At 58.7% G+C, this 21,858-nt stretch carries 20 protein-coding genes; 6 read left to right on the top strand and 14 right to left on the bottom strand.

Annotated features, from left to right (window positions below):
- Window positions 1-230 precede the first annotated feature (230 nt).
- The gene (locus GH657_RS02670) at window positions 231-938 is read right to left on the bottom strand and encodes a transposase (protein WP_153099250.1); all 708 of its coding nucleotides are present in this window, start codon (window positions 936-938) and stop codon (window positions 231-233) included.
- A gap of 175 nt (window positions 939-1,113) precedes the next feature.
- Between GH657_RS02670 and GH657_RS02665 the strand changes: the two genes are divergently transcribed.
- On the top strand, window positions 1,114-1,836 hold the full coding sequence (locus GH657_RS02665; protein WP_153099249.1) for an OmpW/AlkL family protein: 723 nt from the start codon (window positions 1,114-1,116) through the stop codon (window positions 1,834-1,836).
- 245 nt (window positions 1,837-2,081) lie between these two features.
- Entirely contained in the window at window positions 2,082-2,462 is a 381-nt protein-coding gene (locus GH657_RS02660) for an ElaB/YgaM/YqjD family protein (RefSeq protein ID WP_153099248.1), read from the top strand.
- Window positions 2,463-2,574: 112 nt separating this feature from the next.
- Here GH657_RS02660 and GH657_RS02655 read toward each other — a convergent pair whose 3' ends face one another.
- The 7 genes from GH657_RS02655 to pilM form a co-directional block, all read right to left on the bottom strand.
- The gene (locus GH657_RS02655; protein WP_153099247.1) at window positions 2,575-3,786 is read right to left on the bottom strand and encodes a deoxyguanosinetriphosphate triphosphohydrolase; all 1,212 of its coding nucleotides are present in this window, start codon (window positions 3,784-3,786) and stop codon (window positions 2,575-2,577) included.
- Window positions 3,787-3,810: 24 nt separating this feature from the next.
- Window positions 3,811-4,887 carry a 3-dehydroquinate synthase gene (gene aroB, locus GH657_RS02650; RefSeq protein WP_153099246.1) on the bottom strand — a complete coding sequence of 359 codons (1,077 nt, stop codon included), beginning with the start codon at window positions 4,885-4,887 and terminating at the stop codon, window positions 3,811-3,813.
- A 9-nt stretch (window positions 4,888-4,896) separates the two neighbouring features.
- Window positions 4,897-5,448, bottom strand: a complete 552-nt coding sequence (locus GH657_RS02645) for a shikimate kinase (RefSeq protein ID WP_153099245.1) — start codon at window positions 5,446-5,448, stop codon at window positions 4,897-4,899.
- Window positions 5,449-5,544: 96 nt separating this feature from the next.
- Window positions 5,545-7,200 (bottom strand): type IV pilus secretin PilQ, encoded by a 1,656-nt coding sequence (locus GH657_RS02640; protein WP_153099244.1) that lies wholly within the window; start codon window positions 7,198-7,200, stop codon window positions 5,545-5,547.
- Window positions 7,197-8,156, bottom strand: coding sequence for a hypothetical protein (locus GH657_RS02635; RefSeq protein ID WP_174769854.1), 960 nt, complete (start codon window positions 8,154-8,156; stop codon window positions 7,197-7,199). Before GH657_RS02635 ends, GH657_RS02640 begins: the two co-directional genes overlap by 4 nt.
- Window positions 8,153-8,890, bottom strand: a complete 738-nt coding sequence (locus GH657_RS02630; protein WP_153099243.1) for a fimbrial assembly protein — start codon at window positions 8,888-8,890, stop codon at window positions 8,153-8,155. The genes GH657_RS02635 and GH657_RS02630 overlap by 4 nt, the downstream gene beginning before the upstream one ends.
- Window positions 8,887-9,864, bottom strand: a complete 978-nt coding sequence (gene pilM, locus GH657_RS02625) for a type IV pilus biogenesis protein PilM (protein ID WP_153099242.1) — start codon at window positions 9,862-9,864, stop codon at window positions 8,887-8,889. Before pilM ends, GH657_RS02630 begins: the two co-directional genes overlap by 4 nt.
- 272 nt (window positions 9,865-10,136) lie before the next feature.
- On the opposite strand from pilM, the gene GH657_RS02620 reads away from it, so the two are divergent.
- Window positions 10,137-12,545 carry a penicillin-binding protein 1A gene (locus GH657_RS02620; RefSeq protein ID WP_153099241.1) on the top strand — a complete coding sequence of 803 codons (2,409 nt, stop codon included), beginning with the start codon at window positions 10,137-10,139 and terminating at the stop codon, window positions 12,543-12,545.
- Between the two features lie 110 nt (window positions 12,546-12,655).
- Here GH657_RS02620 and cyaY read toward each other — a convergent pair whose 3' ends face one another.
- Entirely contained in the window at window positions 12,656-12,973 is a 318-nt protein-coding gene (gene cyaY / locus GH657_RS02615; RefSeq protein ID WP_153099240.1) for an iron donor protein CyaY, read from the bottom strand.
- 36 nt (window positions 12,974-13,009) lie between these two features.
- Here cyaY and lptM point away from each other — a divergent pair, with 36 nt between their 5' ends.
- Entirely contained in the window at window positions 13,010-13,411 is a 402-nt protein-coding gene (gene lptM / locus GH657_RS02610; RefSeq protein WP_153099239.1) for an LPS translocon maturation chaperone LptM, read from the top strand.
- A 10-nt stretch (window positions 13,412-13,421) separates the two neighbouring features.
- Window positions 13,422-14,693: a diaminopimelate decarboxylase gene (gene lysA / locus GH657_RS02605; protein ID WP_153099238.1), complete on the top strand. Its 1,272-nt coding sequence runs from the start codon at window positions 13,422-13,424 to the stop codon at window positions 14,691-14,693.
- Window positions 14,694-14,795: 102 nt separating this feature from the next.
- Here lysA and msrQ read toward each other — a convergent pair whose 3' ends face one another.
- The 5 genes from msrQ to GH657_RS02580 form a co-directional block, all read right to left on the bottom strand.
- On the bottom strand, window positions 14,796-15,440 hold the full coding sequence (gene msrQ / locus GH657_RS02600; protein ID WP_246173979.1) for a protein-methionine-sulfoxide reductase heme-binding subunit MsrQ: 645 nt from the start codon (window positions 15,438-15,440) through the stop codon (window positions 14,796-14,798).
- A 71-nt stretch (window positions 15,441-15,511) separates the two neighbouring features.
- Window positions 15,512-16,516, bottom strand: coding sequence for a protein-methionine-sulfoxide reductase catalytic subunit MsrP (gene msrP, locus GH657_RS02595; RefSeq protein WP_153099236.1), 1,005 nt, complete (start codon window positions 16,514-16,516; stop codon window positions 15,512-15,514).
- A 191-nt stretch (window positions 16,517-16,707) separates the two neighbouring features.
- A complete protein-coding gene (gene ccsB / locus GH657_RS02590) occupies window positions 16,708-17,898 on the bottom strand; it encodes a c-type cytochrome biogenesis protein CcsB (protein ID WP_153099235.1) in 1,191 nt (396 codons plus the stop codon).
- Window positions 17,899-17,919: 21 nt separating this feature from the next.
- The gene (locus tag GH657_RS02585) at window positions 17,920-20,178 is read right to left on the bottom strand and encodes a cytochrome c biogenesis protein ResB (protein WP_153099234.1); all 2,259 of its coding nucleotides are present in this window, start codon (window positions 20,176-20,178) and stop codon (window positions 17,920-17,922) included.
- A 120-nt stretch (window positions 20,179-20,298) separates the two neighbouring features.
- Window positions 20,299-20,952, bottom strand: a complete 654-nt coding sequence (locus GH657_RS02580; RefSeq protein ID WP_153099233.1) for a c-type cytochrome — start codon at window positions 20,950-20,952, stop codon at window positions 20,299-20,301.
- Between the two features lie 205 nt (window positions 20,953-21,157).
- Here GH657_RS02580 and yihA point away from each other — a divergent pair, with 205 nt between their 5' ends.
- Window positions 21,158-21,808 carry a ribosome biogenesis GTP-binding protein YihA/YsxC gene (gene yihA / locus GH657_RS02575; protein WP_153099232.1) on the top strand — a complete coding sequence of 217 codons (651 nt, stop codon included), beginning with the start codon at window positions 21,158-21,160 and terminating at the stop codon, window positions 21,806-21,808.
- Window positions 21,809-21,858 lie beyond the last annotated feature (50 nt).

Genomic DNA, 21,858 nt, shown 5'->3' with positions numbered 1-21,858 from the left:
ATTGCAGCGAACGGAGCCGCGGAAAATCACCAGAACGTGCGCGCTCGAACTGCCGGAGTTCGAAATATACGCGACGAAACAAAGGAATCGCAATCAAAACATGATGGTGCGACCCTATTTACAAAGCCATTTACAAAATATTGGTATTTATTAGTTCCACATCAAATGGAGAAACAAAAAACGGCACGCGTTATACGTGCCGTTTGACGCATCTCTTATTCAGTCTTCCGCTAGCGCACTTGGGATGCTTCCCGGATTTTGCGCGGACGGCCGCGTGGCAAGGGCGACACTCGCCGGTTTGCGGCCCCTGCCGCCCATGCCCGGTAAGTCTCGCTGCCCAACACCCAGCCCTTGAGCGTGGCCTGCTGCAGCTGGGCCACCTCATGCTCATCGAAAGGCTGTTCACATAGTTCGTGATAAGCGCGCTGACGCTCGAACGGCGTATTGCCCAACGCCCAAAAAAGCGGATGGTCGGTAATCAGGCTATCCAGCGTAAGCCCAGTATGGTGGCGATAACTTGACCAGCGATACGCCTCGGGCGTTGCTGCCAAAGCCGCACGCACGGGCGCCATTTCGACCACGCGGCTGGCGAGCAGGAAATAACGCTCCGCTTCTATCACCGTTGCGCGATAGCGGCCCTCCCACAACGTGCCGCGCCGCACATAACGCCGGTTGAAATGTGCCACATAACGTCGGCCAACTGCCTGCATGGCTTTGGGCAAACTTGATTCGGTCGCAGGCGTGACCAGTAAATGCACCGCGCCAGGCATCAGCGCATAGGCGTGAATGGAAAGCCGGTGATCGCGTGCCGCCGCTTTCAGGCAGTCGATGAAAAGCTCGTAATCCTGGTCATCGACAAACGCAGGCTGAGCTTCAAGCCCACGCAAAATAACGTGTTGCGGCTGGTCGGGAACATAAAGACGTGCAAGCCGTGCCATGCTGAAGTGTCCAATAGTCGGATTGGGATATACCCGAAGGTTTTCCAGGCCTTGTACATGCGGGGCCCGGTACAGCCAGAAAGCACGCGGACCTTAGGGAGAAAGCTCTAATTGCCTTGTATGGTTTGTTTCAAACGTTCTCGTCATAATGAGCGGGCTTTTTGGAGGAGCACACATGAAATTAAAACAAACCATCACGGGGCTAGCTGCATTTGCCTGCGTGAGTACGGCCCATGCACAGTCAGCAGGGTCTTTTTACGTCACAACCGGCTGGTTCCATATGGCACCGCAAGACAGCAGTGAAGCACTAAGAGAAACAAGCGTTGGCGGCTCTCCTGTCAACATCACCTTGCCGAACACCGGTGCCAGCATCAGCGATGCCGATACGATCGGCTTCACGGCAGGCTATTTCGTCACAGACCACATCGCTACTGAAATCGTTCTGGGCGTACCGCCTTCGTTCGACCTCAAGGGTGCAGGCTCCTTTGCAGACTACGGCAAGATCGGCGAAGCAAAACAGTGGAGCCCCACGTTGCTGTTCAAGTACTACTTCAACGCAGCCCAAGCCAAATTCCGGCCGTATCTGGGTCTTGGCGTGAGCCGCGTATGGTTTACTGGTGAACGAATCACCAATGGTGCGTTTCAGCAAAACGTACTGCATGGTCCGACCACGGTGACTACGAATAGTTCTTGGGCTCCGGTGTTTAATGCGGGTTTTACCTATGCATTCGACCAGCACTGGTTTGCCGGGCTGTCAATCTCGTATCTGCCACTCAAGGTTACGGCCAAGCTGAATTCGTTAGCCAATACGCCTGTAGGCCAGTTGAACGTCCAGTCACAAACCAAAATCACGCTCAATCCAATCGTGACCTACCTCAACCTCGGCTATCGTTTTTAACGCTGCAAACGCTCGGGCAGAGGACAGTTCATGGCGGCTGACACGCCATATCTCTGCCCGATCCCATCTGAGTTGTAACTTTGACTCGCATCACAGCCAGATTTACACATATTCATTTATTTTTTCGGTAACGCGCCTCTGCATGGAACGCTTCGTCTGAACTGGCATCGAAGTTGCGTCACATCCTGGCCTCTCGCATGCATGGGAGAGCGTCCATTCATGCCCACCTCATTGACGGAGCACTTATGAAGGCACTACCGAAAACGCGAGACGCGCTCGGCGAATCCTGGACGAAAACGCAGCGTCATGTACGCCGCATCACACGTCACGGCCGCGATGCCGCTGAAGATATTGGTGGTGAACTGCAAACGCTGATGTCGTCCATCGAAGAAGCCATGGCCGATGGCACCAAGGCCGATGTCGCGGAACTGCGCGGCCAGTTGCGCAAGCTTCTGGATACAACCTACGCACGCGTCAACGACACCCGCCAGGCGGTACGCGAACAAGTCGAAGTCTCGCTGGCGGACGCCGATGACTATGTCCATGCAAACCCCTGGCAAGCGATCGCCATCGTGGGAGGCCTCGGGATAGTCGTGGGTGCCTTGCTGGCCCGTAGCCGCGGATAGCGCGGATAGATCTCCCGGCTCATCAACTTAACGCGCCGTCAGGAAACACTCCGCCGGCGCGTTTTGCTTTTCAAGCGCCCCATTGCCGCCCGCAACCCCGCTCTAATATCGCTTAATTGTCGTCAACGGCAAAAATCTGCTGATACTCTTTCAGAGCGTACCGGTCGGTCATCCCCGCGATGTAATGTGCAATCAGACGCGGCTGCGTCACCGCCGCGGCTGCATCAGATACATCAGCAGCCTGATAAGCCGGGGGCAGCAGGCGCGGATCGGCAGCAAACGCTGTGAACAGGCCGGTCACCACGCGCCGCGCCTTGTTCGCCATACGCATCACACGGTAATGGCGGTACAGGTTTTTAAACAGAAACTGTTTGAGCGCCAATGCCTGTGCGGCTACGGCTTCGCTATGCACGACCAGCGGCGGTGCGGCACGGACGGCCTCCAGCGAGGTGGGTGCGTACCGGGCAAGATTGCGTCGAGTGGTATCGGCCAGATCGACAATCAGCCTATTGATCACGCGGCGCACCGTTTCGTGAACCAGCCGCCGCCCTTCGATCAGCGGATATTCGCGCAGCGCCGCTTCGTAATGCACCTGCCATAGCTCGACTTGCGCAAGCTGCTCCACCGTGAGTAACCCCGAACGCAAGCCATCATCGACATCGTGATTGTTATAGGCGATCTCATCGGCGACATTCGCAATTTGCGCCTCAATAGACGGCCGTCGCCCAAGCAGGAAACGCTCTCCCAACGGGCCCAAACGTCGTGCATGCTCACGCGAGCAATGTTTCAGAATGCCTTCGCGGGTTTCAAAACACAGATTGAGGCCATTGAACCCACCGTAGTGCTCTTCCAGATCATCAACCACCGCGAGGCTTTGCAGATTGTGTTCAAAGCCACCGTGATCGCGCATGCATTCGTTGAGCGCATCCTGTCCGGCATGGCCAAACGGTGTATGGCCTAAGTCATGGGCCAACGCAATGGCCTCCACCAGATCTTCGTTGACGCTCAGGTTGCGGGCGAGCGAACGTGCAATTTGCGCGACTTCAAGGCTGTGCGTAAGACGCGTGCGAAACAGGTCGCCTTCGTGATTGACGAACACCTGCGTTTTGTATTCAAGACGGCGAAAAGCCGTCGAATGAATAATACGATCGCGGTCACGCTGAAATTCGGTGCGAGCGTCAGGCGGCGCCTCCGGATAGCGCCGTCCAGCGGAGTACGCAGAACGCGCCGCATACGGCGCGAGGTGACGCTCAAGATCCGCTGGCATGGGCTGCACGAGGGCGCTGATGGCGCTAACGGCCCTGGCAGCGCGGGCTTCAGTCATGGTTGCCTTTGCCTCTGGCGATACTCAAACTGCAGCGGCAAGCGTGGCGCGCACGGCATTGTCGGGAGCCGTGGTGACGAGTGTCTCACCCAAACGTTTGAGCAAAATAAACTTGATCTCGCCGGCTTCCGCTTTTTTGTCGACACGCATCAGCTCGATATAGCGCGCCTCGCCCAACGCTGGCGCGTGCACCGGCAAACGCGCTGCAACGATCACCTCCACCAGACGGCGGCGCACGGCTTCATCGAGATAGCCGAGTCGAACCGATAAATCAGCCGCCAGCACCATCCCGCATCCGACCGCCTCACCATGCAGCCATGCACCGTAGCCGAGACCGGCTTCAATTGCGTGGCCAAACGTGTGGCCAAAGTTGAGGATGGCGCGCAAACCGCTTTCGCGTTCATCGGCCGCCACGACCGAGGCCTTGATCTCGCACGAGCGCTTGACCGCTTCGGCCAGCGCCAGCGGCTCGCAGCGGTTAAGCGCGGCCATATTGGCTTCGATCCAGGCGAAAAACCGGGCGTCGGCAATTGCGCCGGTCTTGATGACCTCGGCAATGCCTGCTGACAGTTCACGCTCAGGCAGCGTCCTGAGCACGCCGACATCAGCGATGACCGCTTGTGGCTGATAGAACGCACCGATCATGTTCTTGCCCAGCGGATGATTGATCCCCGTCTTGCCGCCAACAGACGAGTCAACCTGGGACAGCAGCGTGGTCGGCACCTGGATAAACGGCACGCCACGCATATAACAAGCTGCCGCAAACCCGGTCATATCACCGGTGACGCCCCCACCCAGCGCGATCAGCGTGGTTTTACGGTCCGCGCGTGCGCTCAGTAGCGCATCGAAAATCTGATTGAGCGTTTCCCAGTTTTTATAAGCTTCGCCATCGGGCAAAACCACCGTTTCGACACGTTTTCCCAGTGGCGCAAGTGCCTGTCGCAAGGCGGTGCCATACAACGGATCAACCGTCGTATTGGTCACAATGGTAATGCCCGCCCCGGCAATATGCGGCGCAAACAATGCCGTCTGATGAATCAGGTCGACACCGATATGAATGGGATAGGCGCGCTCGCCTAGTTCAACATTGACGGTAATCATGCATGGCCCTTATAAAGCGGCAGGTTGCGTGATGCCAGCCATTTCAAGCTGCATCAGCACCATATTGACGAGACCGTTGACCGATGGCCGTCCGGTTTCGATGATGAAGTGCGCGCACTCACGGTACAGCGGGTCGCGGATTTCGAACAGCGCTTCGAGCCGCGCTTTGGGATCTTCAGTTTGAAGCAGCGGGCGGTTGCGGTCGCGCCGGGTACGCAGCCAGAGGTCGTGTGGCGTGGCGCGCAGATAGATCACAAGGCCATTCTGATGCAGCGCCGCGCGGTTATCCTCGCGCAAAATCACACCGCCGCCCGTGGCCAGCACAATGCGTCGTTGCTGGGTCAGATCTGCGATGACTTGCGCCTCGCGCTCGCGGAACCCGGCTTCTCCCTCGATCTCGAAAATGATCGGGACCCGCGTGCCCGTGCGCGCTTCAATTTCATGGTCGGAATCGAAAAACGGACGACCCAGCCGACGCGCCACGGCACGGCCTACAGTGGTTTTACCCGCCCCCATGAGGCCTACAAAAAATACATTGGCGTGTGCATCCAGCGCTTGCAACGGTGTCCTCTGGCTATTCCGCTATGGTTCGTGCCGCAGCTTACTGGCAAAGCGCGTGCCTTGTCGAGTCTGCCACCCGCCAGCCTGGCCGGAGGGTCAATCAGGTTGCACTACTTTGGGTGTGATGAACACCACCAGCTCGCTACGCTGGTCACGATGTGCCCGATGGCGAAAAAGCGCGCCCAGAAATGGGATTTTCCCAAGGAATGGCACCCGAGCAACGTCATCGCGGTTTGCTGTCTCGTAAATGCCGCCAATCGACACGGTTCCACCATCCTCCACCTCAACCCGGGTGCGCACGTGTTTGGTATTGATCGCCGGGCCGGCGGCAGTTTGCTCGCCAACGCTGTCCTTTGCGACATCGAGATCAAGCACGACCCGGCCATCGGGGGTGATCTGCGGCTCGACTTCAAGCTTCAGGCTGGCGCGCCGAAACTGCACGCCCGAGACACCTTGCCCCACCTTCGCCTGGTAAGGCAGCTCGGTTCCCTGCTCGACGATCGCTTTCATCCGTTCCGCGGTAACCACTCGCGGGCTCGACACCAGTTGCCCGCGCCCCTCGGCTTCCAGTGCGCTCAATTCAATATTGAGCAGGCGCGTAGCATGGGCCGCAAACAGCGTCAGGCCAGCCGTCGCGGCCTCAAACCCTGCTATGGGACGGGCCGACAAGTCATAAATCGAGCCCTCCTTGCCACCGGCCAAGCCTGTCGACACGCCATCGGTGCGTGTACTGGCAAGCGAAAGCCGTGCGCCTAGCGTGCGCGAGAAGCCCTGTTCGCCTTCGACGATGCGCGCCTCGATCAGTACCTGACGCGCAGGCCGGTCGAGCGCGGAAAGTAACGTGCCGATCTGCGCCAGACGCACTTGCAGATCGGTAACGAAGAGCATGTTGGTGCGCGGATCAGCCATCACCGCACCCCGTTTGGACAGCACGCGCTGACTGCCGGACGCGGTTAGCAAACGCCGCACTTCTTCGGCGCGGGCATAGTGCAACTCAAAAGTACGGCTGGCGAGCGGCTCCAGATCCATCGCCCGGGCATGGGCCTCATAGCGCAAACGCTCGCGCGCCGCCAGATCGGCGACGGGGGCGACCCAGATGACCTTGCCACGGCGCTTCATCGCCAAGCCATTGACATCGAGCAAGGTGTCGAATGCCTCACGCCAGGGCACCTTGTCTAGCTGCAACGAAACCGCTCCACGCACACGCTCGCTAGCGACGATGTTGAGCCCCGTGAAACGCGCGAACGCATTCAGCACCGCACCTAGTTCAGCGTGCTGGAAATCGAGGGTGATGGGTTTATCCGGGCCCAGACCGTCATCCGGTGAATAACCCGGCGTCGCGCTTGTCGCTGGGCTCAGACGAGCTGCGGCGGGCAACGGCACCGGCGGGCCTTCAAGCCCCTCTACCGCAGGCCGGGTGTCCATGTTCGGCCTAACCGCCTGAGGCACTGACCGCAGTGATGGCGGCATGCCAGCAGGCAACCCCGGTTCAGGCGCATCAGGCACCTCAGGCACCTCAGGCACCTCAGGCAAGACTGTATTTATGTCTGTATCTGTTTCAGTTGGGGCCGGATCCGCTGCCGCGACAGGCTCCTGAAACGGGTTTGACACAGCCACTACGGCCGTGACACGGGGAAAAGATGAGGATGGCAACGGCGGCAAGGGGGGGACTGCCGCATGCACCTCAACCTGCACCACGTAACCCGCGCTACACAAATACAGCATGAGACAAATGATTCGAGCGTTTTTCATGGCGTCTTCTCAAGAAACGCCAGGAACCGTTCCTCGTCCTGACCATCGCCCTGATTGCCCAGCCGGGCCAACGTGATACCACGGGCAGTAATCCGGCTAACGCGTTCAACGCCTAGGTGCTGACCAGGCGCGACTGTCATGACACCGTCCGGCGTTTCGACTAGCGCCAGACTGCGCGAGCCCTGGCGCAGCAGACCCACGAGCTTCAATGACGCACTCACGGTCAATGAGGGATTCCCCTCTGCTGTCGCAAGCCCTGCCGCGAAAGGATCCAGCAGAAGTACCTCGCCCTCATCGGCATCGGCATCGGCATCGGCATCGGCATCGATATCAGTATCGGCAACCGCGGCCACAGCCGGGGCCGCCGGGGATAGCGCGCGATAGACTTGCAAGGTCGCGCTGAGCGTCAGGTACTGCCTGTCACGCTTGATCGTCAGGTCGCCTGGCACCACCAGAACAGGCAGGCTGGCGAATCCGCCCAGGAACCCCAGGAGTCCCGCAAAATCCGTCCGGGCCACGATATGTACCGGCTGGGCAACCCCACCGCCTGCGCCACTTGCCACGCCGTGTTCGAGCGTCAACAGCTCAATGCCACTCTGTGCGGCTAGCTGGGACACGATCCGCACATCGTCTGCGGTACTCCAGTACGGATTCACACGAGTAACGGACTGCCTGGCGGAGGCGACCTGATGGCGTAGCCCAGGCAATCCCTGGACTGTCTTTCTCGCAGCCAGCAAACGCTGCTGCACGTCTTCGAACAAAGTTCGGCTGTACATCAGATGCCCCAGATCGGCGGCATACCAGCCCTGTACGCCCAGAATAAAAACCGTTGCGGCAAGCAAAAGCCCAACCATCCAGCGGCGGCGGTCACTCCATAACTCGAGCGGCAAGCCCAGTTGCAAACGGCTTATTCCAGGGCCTGACGGATTCCATTGAGGTACGGCCGCGGCCTTCATCGCGCACCTCGCACCGAACCTGCTGCGCCGCTCGTTGCACCCGATGTGCTGGATGTACCAGAAGCATCAGAAACGTCAGAAGCACCAGGAGCACCCGCAGCAGCCGAGCCGCCCCAGTGCCACCTGACGGCAAACTCCACCGGGGCCGGATCGGAGGAACGCGTGTTGTGCACAGCATCATTCGCACGGCGCAGGCCGTTCATCTCCGCATTTTTTACATCAGGCACAAGCGAAAGCTGTTTCAACCATGCGGCAGCGGCCATATGGCCGGGTGCGCTCGCCAGCACTCGGGCGTCCTGTCCGCGCACTTGCATCTCGTGCACGGTCACACCTTCCGCAGCCATGTGGCCCAGCGCATACAGCAAGACGAGCAAGCGTGTCGTCGGCACTGAGGCTGCTGCGGCCTGTTCCACGAGCTGACGTTGCAACGCCGCATTGCGCTTTAGCTGTTCGTGTTCAGCCAGCGGTGCCGCCAGTTGCGCCAGCGAATGCTCGAGTACCGCGCGTTGCGTATCCGTCCTGATGCGCTCGATGGCGTGCCAACCTGCTACGGCAGCAACGGCTGCCAATCCTGCGACGGCCGCCGCGCAGCCTTGTATCAGGCAGCGTTGGCGGGCACGCCGCGCATCGCGCTGGCGGTAAGGCAATAAATTGAAACCTCCAAGCCATAAGCGCCGCAATGCGCGCGGCTGCCTTTTACCGGTTCTGGCCCACCCCAGAAGCAGCGGGCTCATTCCATCACCTCGCGTAACGCCAGGCCACACGCGACAGCACACGCGGGCTCATGCAGCAGCCCTCCCTGAACGCTCTGGGAACGACTGCCGAAAGCCATGCATTCAAATGGCAAAACGATGCAACCCAGCACATCGCCGATATCCGCGAGAGAAAAACTCACGCCATCCAGCAAATCCAGCTCCCCTCCTACCAGCGCGCAGTTGGGTGCCGTACCGTCGGCAAGTTCGCGCAACGCCTGCGCCAGATCGGTGTATCGGGCATCGGGATAGCGGATTTCGCGTGCCACCTGGCCATCCATCAGACGCCAGCCAAAGATGCCGTCCCAACCCACCCACAGCGCGACGTATATCGCATCAGGATCGAGTTCGATGCTCGCCTCGTAACGCAGCGCCCGCAAAGCAGCATGCGGCTCGCCATCCAGCGTGGTCAGCACGATACCGGCCATGGCCGCGCATTCGACCCGGTCATCGAGATGCCGCCGTGCAGCCGCCGCAATGCTCAAGTGCCCCTCGTAAGGCACCGAAGTGTCCACAAACCAGTCAACGGCCAGCGCATGGCGCTCGATGCCCGCTATCCGTTCCGCCGCCACCATCACGGCAGGCTCCAGCCCCGCGAGCTTAAAACCGCTAGCCGCCGGGCTGCTGTCAGGCGCTAGCCCGGCGAAAGAAAGCGTTGCCATCAGCGTGGCCGAAGCGGGTACCGCCATGGCACAGTGCAGCACGTGACGGCTACAGCTACGCGGCAAGCCGCCAAACGCTTCACGCAACGCCTGCGCCACGGTGGCCTTGTCGATAATTTCGGCACCCGCCATCGCACCGGCCGGCAGAGGCTGCGAAGCCAGATATTCGATGCGCAAGGTCGTCCTGGCTCGCCCGCGCTGGCTTAACACCACCAACCTCACGCCTTGCGGGCTGACATCGACCCCCACCGCGAAGCGGCGCAGCCCTAATAACAATGAATCATCCAGCACCATTCACTCCTCCAGACTCAACTCGCCCGACACCGTCACCCAACGGGCACGGCCAGCAATGAAAAAATTGTGCCTGGCGCAAGGAGGGCGCGATATTCGGCCAGATGGCTAACGCTGCGTTAAAGCGCGCCGTGGATGCCCTGAGCCTGGTTACAGTAGGGCTGTTCCAGATTTCGCGGCACAGCGCGAAACCCGGGTTTTTATCAACGGTTTTTTACAAGAAAAGACCAAAAACGCGGACGGCTATAATCGCGGGACTGTTTTTTGGTGCCTATATGGAATCTTTGCCTCCCGCTCCTGTTTCTCCTCCGCCTGCTCCCGAAAAGGAAAAGCGCACGCAGCCGCTATGGCTCAAGGTGAGCCTCTGGTTCGTCGGCCTGATCGCAGCGGCCATCGTCTGCGGGGGTCTGGTGCTGTGCTATGCGCTGGTTGTCGCCACACCCAACCTGCCGTCACTTGACGCGCTCACCGATTACCGTCCCAAGGTGCCCCTGCGCATTTACACCGCCGACCACGTACTGATCGGCGAATTCGGCGAAGAACGGCGCGATATCGTCCATATCCAGGATGTGCCCGAAACACTGAAAAAAGCCGTGCTGGCCATCGAAGACGCCCGTTTTTACGATCATGGCGGCGTCGATCTGACGGGTATCGCACGAGCCGGTTTTGTCGCGCTGACCAACGGTCATGCCTCGCAGGGCGCGAGCACGATCACCATGCAAGTGGCCCGCAACTTCTTTTTATCGAGCGAAAAAACCTACACGCGCAAGATTTACGAAATGCTGCTGGCGTACAAGATCGAATCCAGGTTATCGAAAGACCAGATTCTCGAGGTCTACATGAACCAGATTTATCTGGGGCAGCGCGCTTACGGCTTCGCCAGCGCCGCGCGGATATATTTCGGCAAAGAACTGAAAGACCTGACGCTGGCTGAATCCGCGATGCTCGCGGGTTTGCCAAAAGCGCCTTCGGCCTATAACCCCGTAGTCAATCCCAAACGGGCCAAGGTTCGCCAGGAGTACATCCTGCAACGCATGCTGGAACTGCACGACATCACTCAGGCGCAATACGACGAAGCTAGCAGCCAACAGCTGGTCATCAAGGGCGCGGGGAAAGAATTCAGCGTGCACGCCGAATACGTCGCCGAAATGGTGCGGCAACTGATGTACGCGCAGTATCGGGAAGAAACCTATACACGCGGGCTCAACGTCGTCACCACGATCGATTCCGCCGATCAGGACACCGCTTACCGCGCCTTGCGCAAGGGTCTGATGAACTACGAGCGGCGCCATGGTTATCGCGGGCCGGAAGCCTTTATTGAACTGCCCGACGACAAAACCGAACGTGAACAGGCAATCGATGATGCCTTGCTCGACCATCCGGATAACGGCGAGATCATCGCCGCGGTTGTCACCGCAGCCAGCCCGAAACAGGTAGAAGCCAGCTTCAGCGACGGCAATACCGCCATCATCGAAGGCGATAACCTGCGTTTCGCCGCATTCGCACTTGGCCCACGTGCCCAGCCTAACCAGCGCATTCGGCCCGGCGCAATCGTTCGGCTCATCAAAGGCGAAGACGGCAAGTGGTCCATTACCCAATTGCCGCAGATCGAAGGCGCGTTTATCTCGGTCGTGCCGCAAAACGGCGCGATTCGCGCCCTGGTGGGCGGTTTCGATTTCAACAAGAACAAGTTCAATCACGTCACTCAAGCCTGGCGGCAACCGGGCTCCAGCTTCAAGCCGTTCGTATATTCGGCTGCGCTGGACAAGGGGCTCGGCCCGGCGACCATCGTCAACGATGCTCCGCTTTACTTCAGCGCCGCTGAAACCGGTGGACAAGCGTGGGAGCCGAAAAACTACGGCGGAAGCTTCGATGGTCCGATGAGCATGCGCACCGGGCTGCAAAAATCCAAAAATCTGGTTTCAATCCGCATCCTGAACCAGATTGGCACGAAGTACGCGCAGCAGTTCATTACCCGCTTTGGCTTCGATGCCGACCGCAATCCTGCCTACCTGCCGATGGCGCTTGGCGCGGGACAAGTCACACCGCTACAGATGGCCGGGGCATTTTCGGTTTTCGCCAACGGTGGCTATCGCGTCAATCCTTATCTGATCGCTGAGGTTACCGACCAGCGCGGCATAGTCGTCACGCATACGCAACCGCTGGTGGCAGGCGAAAGCGCGCCGCACGCAATCGATCCGCGCAACGCCTACATCATGAACAGCATGCTGCAAAGCGTTGCGCAACGCGGCACCGGGTCCAAGACAAATGCCTTGAAGCGCACGGATCTGGCAGGCAAAACCGGCACCACGAACGATTCACGCGATGCGTGGTTTGGCGGCTATCAGCCTACGTTAGCCGCCGTGGCATGGATCGGCTATGACAATCCGCGCAGCCTGGGCGATCGTGAAACCGGCGGCGGACTAGCGTTGCCGGTCTGGATCGAATATATGGGCAGCGCCTTAAAAGGCGTGCCGGAATACCGGATGCCAATGCCCAATGGCATCGTGACGCTGGGCGGCGAACTGTATTACGACACGTTCACTCCCGGTCATGGTTTTATCGCCTCGGTCGGCTTGAACCAGGCCACACCGGGCAACGGCACAGACGGCACCTCAACCGCGCCAGCCCAGGTCGACGAGCAGGAAAAGCAGGACATCATGAATCTGTTTCGAGGCCACTGAAACTCACCTGGTGCCGGATGTCGCCATCGCGCTAGCGCCTTCACGCTCCGCCCGATGGCGACGGCCAGTCAGGTGTGGCTCGCGTCACACATTGAGAAGGAATCGCCAGATCACAGGGTGAAATGCAACGGCTCGCCGGCCTGTTGCGTCGCATAGTCGGAAAGCGCGGCGAAAAACTCGGTGCCGCCGCGCGTATCCCGCCATACACCGTCGATAAACCTGAAATGAAACCCGCCTGCTTTCGCGGCGATCCAGATCTCCTGCATCGGCGGTTGTAAATTCACGATGATCTTCGATTTATTCTCGAATTCGAGCGTCAAAACATTGCCGCTGCGTTCGAACTCAAGATCTACTTCGGTCGCGTCGAGCGTGCGCTCAAGCGCCGCCAGGACAGCCTCAGCGCGGCTCAGGTACTCACTGTCGGACATGCTAAACTCCGTCGATTAACTAATTTAGGGACAGTCATGCGAGTCATTTTCCGGATGAGCGCGATTGTAGCGGCTTTAGCCGTTTGCGCTGGCAGCTTGCTCAGCGGCTGCGGACAACGCGGCGCGCTCTATCTGCCCACTGTGCCACCGCTTCCCGCACCGCTTCGGTCGCAGCCCCCTGCGCCTGACAATGCCGATGAAGATGTTCAGCCTGATGCGCAAACCACGTCTTCAACGCCCTCAGCGCCATCAGCGCCATCAGCGCCATCAGCGCCATCAGCCGCCGCGTCAGAGCCCATCGACAGCGTGCCCGATACCTCTGGCGTGCCGCTTTCGCTAACCCTGACGCCCGACGACACCTTGAGCACGCCTCCTGCAAACGAGCCCTCGCCCGCACCGCAGCAACCCGCCTCCAGCGCTATCCCCGTTCATCAATAAGACTTTCTGCATGACTTCATCTGCATTTGCCTACATCGACGGCGTACTGCACGCCGAGCGCGTGTCGGCCGTTTCGCTTGCCGAACAGTTCGGCACCCCGTTATACGTGTATTCGCGCGCCGCGCTGACACGCGCCTGGCACGCGTATGCGGATGCCTGCCAGGGCCGCCGCGCCACGGTGCACGTGGCGGTCAAGGCCAACAGCAATCTGGCCGTGCTTAATGTGTTCGCGCGTCTGGGCGCAGGCTTCGATATCGTGTCGGGTGGTGAGCTGGCACGCGTTCTCGCGGCTGGCGGCAAAGCAGAAAACACGGTGTTCTCCGGCGTCGGCAAACGCGCCGATGAAATGCGCGACGCCCTCATCGCAGGCGTGAAATGCTTCAACGTCGAATCCATCCCCGAACTCGACCGGCTCAATGCAGTGGCCGCCGCACTCGGCAAAAAAGCGCCGGTATCGCTTCGCGTCAATCCCGACGTCGATGCCAAAACGCACCCGTATATCTCGACCGGTCTTAAATCGAACAAGTTCGGCGTTGCCTTCGACGAGGCACGTGCGGCGTACCATGCCGCGGCGGCGATGCCGCATCTTGAGGTCGTCGGGATCGACTGCCATATCGGCTCGCAGATCACCGAAATCGCCCCCTATCTCGATGCCGTGGACAAGCTGCTCGACCTGGTCGAACAGCTCGAAGCCGATGGCATCGTGCTCGGCCATATCGACGTCGGCGGCGGCCTGGGCATCACTTACCAGGACGAAACTCCCCCTGAAATTGGCGCATTCGTGCGCACGGTACTCGAGCGGATCGAAGCACGCGGCCACGGTCAGCGTGAAGTGTATTTCGAGCCAGGACGTTCGCTGGTCGGCAACGCAGGCGTGATGCTGACACGGGTCGAATTCCTGAAACCCGGCGCAGAAAAAAACTTTGCGATCGTCGATGCGGCGATGAATGATCTTGCGCGCCCTGCGATGTACGAGGCGTTCCATGCCATCGAGCCCGTCGTGCAAGCTCCCCCCGGTTCCGCACCGGCCGGAGTCTATGACGTTGTCGGGCCGGTCTGCGAAAGCGGCGACTGGCTAGGCCGCGAACGGCGTCTGGCGGTAAGCCCTGGGGAACTGCTGGCGGTGTATTCGGCGGGCGCCTATGGCTTTGCGATGAGCTCCAACTACAACACCCGGCCACGCGCAGCAGAGGTGATGGTGGATGGAGATCAAGTCCACGTCGTCCGGGTGCGTGAAGAAGTCGCGCAACTCTTTGCGAACGAAACGATTCTGCCAGACTAGGCTTTCGTTCAATCCTTCGCGCACGACGCGCACAATCAAAAAGCGATACGGCATCTGGATACCGTATCGCTTTTTTCGTTTTATCCGTGTTTTAGCCATGCATCATGGTTTCAAAGACGTTCGCGTCATCCGCCCACGCAACCACATCATCAGACGCCATCCCAGAAGTAGCGCCATGATGGCGCCATAAATTTTAGGCAACATCAGATCGTGCTTACCCGCTTTCATCCACCAGAAATGCAGGATCGCCAGCACACCAATGGCGTAAATGGCACGATGCAAAATCTGCCAGCGGCGTCCAAGCCTGCGCACCATCGCGCGTGGCGAGGTCAGCGCTAACAGCAGCAGCAAAATAAACGCCGCAAAACCCACCGTGATAAAAGGCCGCTTGCCAATGTCTTTCAGGATCGCCAGCCAATCGAACCATTTGTCGAACCAAAGATAGGTCGTGAAATGCAGCGTCGCATAGAAAAAAACATACAGGCCAAGCATGCGACGAAACCGCAACAGCGCATTGATCCCGGTGAGACGGCGTAGCGGCGTCACCGCGAGCGTGATACAGAGAAAAACCAGCGTCCACAGCCCTGTCGAACGCGTGATGAACTCAATCGGATTGGCGCCTAGCCGCCCAGTCAGGCCCAACACTACGAGACGCGCCAGCGGATACCAGGCGGCGAGAAACACGATGATTCTGGCCGGGGCTACCCAGCCGCCACCCACCGCAGAAGAGGGCTTGTGACACGTCACAGGTTTTCCTGTCCGGGGAGGCACAGCTTGTTCAAATCTTTTTGCACATTGATCGCCACGGTGCCGGAGGCCTAGAAGTTCTTCTTCAGATCCATGCCGTGATACAGCGCAGCCACTTGCTCGGCATACCCATTGAACATCAGCGTCTTGCGTTTCGGTGTGAAGAAACCGTCTTCGCCAATTCGCCGTTCGCTCGCCTGGCTCCAGCGCGGATGGTCAACCTCCGGATTCACATTCGAATAAAAACCGTATTCCTGTTTAGCGTAGCTGTTCCAGCTCGTGGGCGGCTGGTGTTCAAGAAAACGGATTTTCACCAGCGACTTCGCACTCTTGAAACCGTATTTCCAGGGCACGACAATGCGCACCGGTGCGCCATTCTGGTTCGGCAGCACCTGCCCGTAGACCCCCATCGTCAACAGCGTGAGCGGATGCATCGCCTCATCCATGCGCAAGCCTTCGGAATAAGGCCATTCAAGAACCGGCACGGACAGGCCTGGCATTTGCGACGGATCGGCCAAGGTCACGAACTGGACAAACTTGGCGTTACCGGTCGGCTCGGCGCGCCGGATCAGTTCCGATAACGGAAAACCGATCCATGGAATCACCATCGACCAGCCTTCGACACAGCGCAGCCGATACACCCGCTCTTCAAGCGGTGCGAGCTTGAGCAGCGCGTCGATGTCATAGACTTTCGCGTTCTTCACCTCACCTTCGACGCTAATGCGCCATGGACGCGGGCGCAGGCTAGCCGCGCGTTGAGCAGGATCGCTTTTATCCGTGCCGAATTCATAGAAATTGTTATACGACGTGATGTCTTTATAGGGCGTGACCTTGTCCGGCGCGACAAAGCGGGAATTTGTCTTCGCCGCCAGTTTTTGCGCCCCGCTGTCCGGCGAGGTATAAGCGGCCAGGGCTTCGCCGTTGACGCCAATCAGGTTGCCCAGTGTCGCCGCAGTCGCCACGCCCGCGAGTTGCAGCACCCGCCGCCGGTTCTCAAAGACCTGTTGTGGCGTGATCTCGCTGCGAGCCATGTCATCGCCGCTCAACGCGCCTCGCACCATCCGTTTGATCCACATGATCCAACCCCTTTCAGGCCCTGGGAGCCAGGACAATAAGCATTCGACTCGCGCCGCCTGCTGAGCGTTCGTGCGGCACCCAGAGCGACCATTACGCCCAATTTCCAGATTTGAAGCGCAATAAAAAAACCGCCGGGAGCGAATCTCCCAGCGGTTTTCGGATAACAACAACAACCGGCTTCGGTCGCAATCTATAACTTTCCGTAGCTATGCAAACCCGACAAAAACATGTTCACGCCCAGAAAGGCAAACGTCGTCACCAGCAACCCCGTCAGTGCCCACCATGCAGCCACGGCGCCACGCAAGCCTTTCATCAGGCGCATATGCAGCCAGGCAGCGTAATTCAGCCAGACGATAAGCGCCCATGTTTCTTTCGGGTCCCAGCTCCAGTAGCCCCCCCATGCTTCGGCAGCCCACAGCGCCCCAAGAATGGTCGCAATCGTGAAAAAAGCGAAACCCACGGCAATTGACTTGTACATCAGGTCATCAAGGACCTCGAGTGAGGGCAAGCGATCAGCCAGCACGCCACGTTCCTTGAGCAGATACGCCACGCCCACCATTGCGGACAGCGCGAAACTGCCATAACCGATGAAATTCGCCGGCACGTGAATCTTCATCCACCAGCTCTGCAAGGCCGGCACGAGCGGCTGAATCTGCTGTGCATCACGCGCGATCGAATACCACATCAGAAAGGCCACGGCAGCGCTAATCACCAGCAAAACAAACGCGCCCAGCGAGCGCGTGTTGTAGTGCCGCTCGTAATACAGATAAAGCAGCGCGGTAATCAGGCTGAACAGCACAAACACTTCATACAGGTTCGACACCGGAATGTGGCCTACATCGGCGCCAATCAGATAGGACTCGTACCAGCGCACCATCAGGCCAACGAAGCCCATCAAAACAGCGGCCCAAGTCAGCTTCGAACCAATTGCGCCGCCTGTCGGCGAACGCGTCAACATGCCGATCCAGTAGAACAGCGTGGCAAGCACGAATAAAGCGCTCATCCACAGAATGGCCGACTGGCTCGAGAGCAGATATTTCAGAAAGAACGCGCTATCGGCCCGCGCCAGATCGCCCTGGTAAATCCAGATCGCCAGCAGCGAGAGCACCGCAATACCGGCCATCAGAAGACGCGAGGGCTTCCAGCGCCAGCCCAGCGCAACGAATACGGGCACGGCACAAACCAGCACCAGCTTGTCGTAATAATTCATGAACGCGTGATAGCGCCACAACGCAAACCCCGCGCCGACGACCAGCGCAAGTGCGAACAGCCAGTCAAACGCGCCAAGACGCTGCAAGAATGGACGGTCATCGGGCAACACAGGAGGCATCTCACCACCGGGCTGATCTGAATGAGGGGAGGAAGCCTGAGTCAAGTTCATGATGTTTTTTGGGGTCGAAACTTAGCGGGTCGAATCGTGTGGATCTGTGGACGGTGCACGGCTTGAATTCGCCGGAGCGGCTTCATCGGGACTGCCCGTACTGGCGGTGCTAATGGGATGAGTGCCCAGCGTTGCGCTCACAACCGCGCGCGTTTGAATGAATTCCTTTTCGAAATCCATGGTTTTGCGTGCAGTCGACATGGCCATGACGACATTCGCGCCCTGGCCGCTATCTTTGAGCCAAAACCAGAGTCGGCGTTCACGGATATAGAACATCGAAAAGATACCCACAACCAGCAGCAGGCTGCCAAGATACACGAGTTTTTTGCCGGGTGCCCGAGTCAGCTGGAATACTGAGGCTTGCACCTGTTTAAACGAATCAAGCTGCAAATAGACGGGTGATCCGTACAAAAAGCTGTCAGATATCGCATTAATAGCGCTTTGCACAAAACGGCTGTTTTCGGCTGACGGGGCCATCGCAGGCTCGCCCGCCTGCGTCCGGGCCAATTGCCAGAGGTCCCAAAACGAGCCTTCCAGCATGCGTAATAGCAAGCCCGCCGCCTTTTCCTGCTCGGGTTTCGGTACCGAATGGTCGATAAAAGCCGCCACCGCCTGAAAACCGCCGATGTTTTGCCCGCCAGGCATCTTGCCGATGCTCGCGTCCGCACCGGAGAACAGCATCAGCACGCGCTGGGCGCTTTCTTCGAGATTGTGTTGCAGTTCCGGATTCGCCCCCGCCACCGAGCGCTCGGCAAAACGCCGGGCCGCTTCGGTACGCAGCGCGGGGTTTTCGAGCGCAGCTCGCAGCTTCATCCACTCGCCGACCGACCCCGCCTCATCCGCAGGAATCCGCAGATAACGAAAAGCATCGTTAGGATTGGCGCGCATGCCCGCCAGAAACATCCGCTCTCCGCCCACGTCGACGGGCAGCATGTAGTTGTTGTACTCGCGCGCCTGGCCATCCTGGTCACGCACCTTGTACTGGACGGATGGGCCGACATTGCGCAAATCGATCGGCCGGGCGGATTTCGCGCCCGATCCAAGACGCTCATCAAACGCTTCCTTCAGCGAGCGATGCGCGGTGACGCCGCGCACATCGTTCTCCCCGCTACCATTCGAAATATTCTCAACGTTGATGGCGCGAAAATCAGCGAACTCAACGGTTTCGCCCTTCGCGCCCGGCAGCGATGTCTGCAGCGGTGCCGCGCCGCCGATCGTGCCGCCGAACGGCACGGTTTTCGCACTATCACCGCTCATCGGCCAGGCAGTCATTTCCATTTGCGAGCCGCCGTCCTGGAAGCTCGACTGGTAGATCGACACGCCATCGTAGGTAAACGGTTTGTTGACTTCGATCCGGGCCGGAATACGAGCGCCGCTCTTGTGGTCGATCACGACGATATCGCTGGCGAAAAGCTTGGGCATGCCCGTCGAGTAGTAATCGACGATGAACTTTTTCAGCTCGATAGAGAAGGGCAAATCCTGAATCAGCGAGCCATTGGGCTGATTCAGGATTGCGGTGGACACATGCTGGCCTTCCGGCACCCATGCATAGCCACGAAATGAGGGATTGGACGGCGCCAGCCGATGCGCTGGCGGAATATCGTTGATCACAATATTGCTATTGATTGGCGTTTTGTCGAAAAGCCACATCTGCAACTTGATCGGCAAGTTGCTATCGAGCAGGCCGCCAATACAGATCACCACGATAGCGACGTGCGCAAAGATATAGCCGATCTTTGTCAGCGCGCCACGTTTAGCGGCGATCAGCGTTGCGCCATCGCGCTCGCGCGTGACCCACTTATAGCCCATCTTGCGCAGCATTTTTGCCAGGGTTTCGGCGAGATGAACACGCGAGCCTTCTACGACAAATTCCGCCTTGTGATGAAACGCCCGCAAGCTGCCTTCACGAACCTTGTCTTTCCAGCTCTTCATGTCAGCGATCATCTTCGGTGCATTGCGGATCACGCATAGCGAAACCGACACCATCAGAAAACCGAGGATCAGCATGAACCACCATGCGCTGTACACGTTGTACAGGGTCAGCGAGCGGAAGATATCGGCCCAGAACGGGCCAAACTGGTTGACGTAATTAGGATACGGATCATCTTGAGTCAGCACGGTGCCGATAATGCTCGCAATCGAAAGGATCACGAGCAAGGCAACCGCAAAACGCATGGAACTCAGCAACTCGATCACACGACGCGAGGCGCGCTGGCCTGACTTCGAAGATTTCAGAGGCTTTAAAGGCTTCAAAGGCAATTCCGACTTGGTAACGCTCATTCAAACTCCGGCTAACAGCAAAAAAGGGTGATGGGCGACCGTTGCCACACGACGCCCCCACCCTTTTCTTGTTTTTCACCAGCCTCGAAGGGCTGACTGCACTTGCGTGCGAACTGGCAATTAATGCAAGCCCGCGATGTAATCGGCTACGGCCTTGATTTCTTTATCGGACAGACGCAACGCGGTGGCATGCATCGGTTCACTGTTATTACGTGCTCCAGGCCCTTGCTGGAATGCCACCAGTTGCGCCACGGTGTAATCCGCCCATTGTCCAGATAACCGTGGATACTGCGATGGGATGCCCAAACCGGTTGGCCCGTGACAACTGGCGCAGGCAGGCACACCCTTGTCAGCCAGGCCGCCGCGGTAAATTTTTTGCCCAAGCGCTAGCGTTTCCTTGTGACGCGCATAGCCGGGCTTGGCAGCCTGCGATGCAAAATAAGCGGATACATTGACCATGTCCTGATCGGAAAGCGCTGCGGCCATACCCGTCATAACCGGATTATTGCGCAAGGGAGGTTTGCCACCCGGCTGAGCCTTGTAATCCTTCAACTGTTTGACGAGATATTCAGGATGTTGCCCCGCCAGTTTCGGATAAGCACCAGCCGCACTATTACCATCGGCACCATGACACGCAGCGCAAACCTGAGTTGCAATCGCCTGGCCCCGGTTGATATCGAGCTTTACCGGACCAGCCGCGTCAGCCTGCGCTGCCAGAACAAAAAAACCTGCTGCCGTGTGGAGTACCACCAGAAACTTGCCGAGTCGGTTCATTCGCGCACCCTGTTTCGTCTTGTGGGAATTAGAGTTTTGGCAAAACACGACGGCAACCGGGTAACCGCATGGACTAACCTGCCCGTCCCGCAGACCTTCAGGTAAACCATCGTATTGTACAATAACCCGCTAATTACGAAGACGCCAGTCGGGCAAGTCCCGCCCCGCTCCGGGCCATCGTGGCGTCTCATCTCCCGGCCTGCCCATGTCCTTCCTGCTCCACCAATCCCGCTTCTTCATCACCGTCAATCACCTGCGCGATTTGCCGGCAACACCTCAACCAGAAATCGCTTTTGCTGGCCGCTCAAACGCTGGAAAATCCACGGCCATCAATATCCTGTGCAACCAGAAGCAGCTTGCATTCGCCAGCAAGACGCCCGGGCGCACCCAGCACATTAATTATTTCGCGGTCGGCCCAGCTGATGCGCCCGTCGCTCACCTGGTCGATCTCCCAGGCTATGGCTACGCAGAAGTACCTGGCGCCGCAAAAGCGCATTGGCAAGCGCTGCTGTCGATGTATCTGCAATCGCGCGCGCAATTGCGCGGCTTGATTCTGATGATGGATTCGCGCCGCCCGCTTACCGAGCTTGACCGGCTCATGATTGAATGGTTCGCGCCTACCGGCAAACCCATTCACACCTTGCTCACCAAAAGCGACAAGCTCACGCGGCAAGAAAGCGTCAATGCATTGCGCGCCACCCAGAAAGGACTCGCCGAATATCGTGACGCGGGCTATCAAGGCGAACTCACGGCACAACTTTTTTCAGCGCTCAAACGCGTAGGGCTCGATGAAGCCCATGAACATCTTGAACGCTGGCTGGTTGCTCCTACGCCTGACGACGTGGCAACGGCATAAACTCGAGAATCTCGTAGATATAAGCGCGCCAGATTGAAGCACGCATAAAA

Source organism: Paraburkholderia hayleyella (assembly GCF_009455685.1).
Taxonomy (GTDB): Bacteria; Pseudomonadota; Gammaproteobacteria; order Burkholderiales; family Burkholderiaceae; genus Paraburkholderia; species Paraburkholderia hayleyella.
The sequence above is the reverse complement of the archived record's forward strand: the minus strand, read 5'-3'. Positions and strand labels throughout refer to the sequence as shown.

Bases quoted from the DNA above. Each gene is read 5' to 3' on its own strand.
- GH657_RS02670 (WP_153099250.1), bottom strand. From the start codon at position 938: ATGGCACGGCTTGCACGTCTTTATGTTCCCGACCAGCCGCAACACGTT.
- GH657_RS02665 (WP_153099249.1), top strand. From the start codon at position 1,114: ATGAAATTAAAACAAACCATCACGGGGCTAGCTGCATTTGCCTGCGTG.
- GH657_RS02660 (WP_153099248.1), top strand. From the start codon at position 2,082: ATGAAGGCACTACCGAAAACGCGAGACGCGCTCGGCGAATCCTGGACG.
- GH657_RS02655 (WP_153099247.1), bottom strand. From the start codon at position 3,786: ATGACTGAAGCCCGCGCTGCCAGGGCCGTTAGCGCCATCAGCGCCCTC.
- aroB (WP_153099246.1), bottom strand. From the start codon at position 4,887: ATGATTACCGTCAATGTTGAACTAGGCGAGCGCGCCTATCCCATTCAT.
- GH657_RS02640 (WP_153099244.1), bottom strand. From the start codon at position 7,200: ATGAAAAACGCTCGAATCATTTGTCTCATGCTGTATTTGTGTAGCGCG.
- GH657_RS02635 (WP_174769854.1), bottom strand. From the start codon at position 8,156: ATGAAGGCCGCGGCCGTACCTCAATGGAATCCGTCAGGCCCTGGAATA.
- GH657_RS02630 (WP_153099243.1), bottom strand. From the start codon at position 8,890: ATGAGCCCGCTGCTTCTGGGGTGGGCCAGAACCGGTAAAAGGCAGCCG.
- pilM (WP_153099242.1), bottom strand. From the start codon at position 9,864: ATGGTGCTGGATGATTCATTGTTATTAGGGCTGCGCCGCTTCGCGGTG.
- GH657_RS02620 (WP_153099241.1), top strand. From the start codon at position 10,137: ATGGAATCTTTGCCTCCCGCTCCTGTTTCTCCTCCGCCTGCTCCCGAA.
- cyaY (WP_153099240.1), bottom strand. From the start codon at position 12,973: ATGTCCGACAGTGAGTACCTGAGCCGCGCTGAGGCTGTCCTGGCGGCG.
- lptM (WP_153099239.1), top strand. From the start codon at position 13,010: ATGCGAGTCATTTTCCGGATGAGCGCGATTGTAGCGGCTTTAGCCGTT.
- lysA (WP_153099238.1), top strand. From the start codon at position 13,422: ATGACTTCATCTGCATTTGCCTACATCGACGGCGTACTGCACGCCGAG.
- msrP (WP_153099236.1), bottom strand. From the start codon at position 16,516: ATGTGGATCAAACGGATGGTGCGAGGCGCGTTGAGCGGCGATGACATG.
- ccsB (WP_153099235.1), bottom strand. From the start codon at position 17,898: ATGAACTTGACTCAGGCTTCCTCCCCTCATTCAGATCAGCCCGGTGGT.
- GH657_RS02585 (WP_153099234.1), bottom strand. From the start codon at position 20,178: ATGAGCGTTACCAAGTCGGAATTGCCTTTGAAGCCTTTAAAGCCTCTG.
- GH657_RS02580 (WP_153099233.1), bottom strand. From the start codon at position 20,952: ATGAACCGACTCGGCAAGTTTCTGGTGGTACTCCACACGGCAGCAGGT.
- yihA (WP_153099232.1), top strand. From the start codon at position 21,158: ATGTCCTTCCTGCTCCACCAATCCCGCTTCTTCATCACCGTCAATCAC.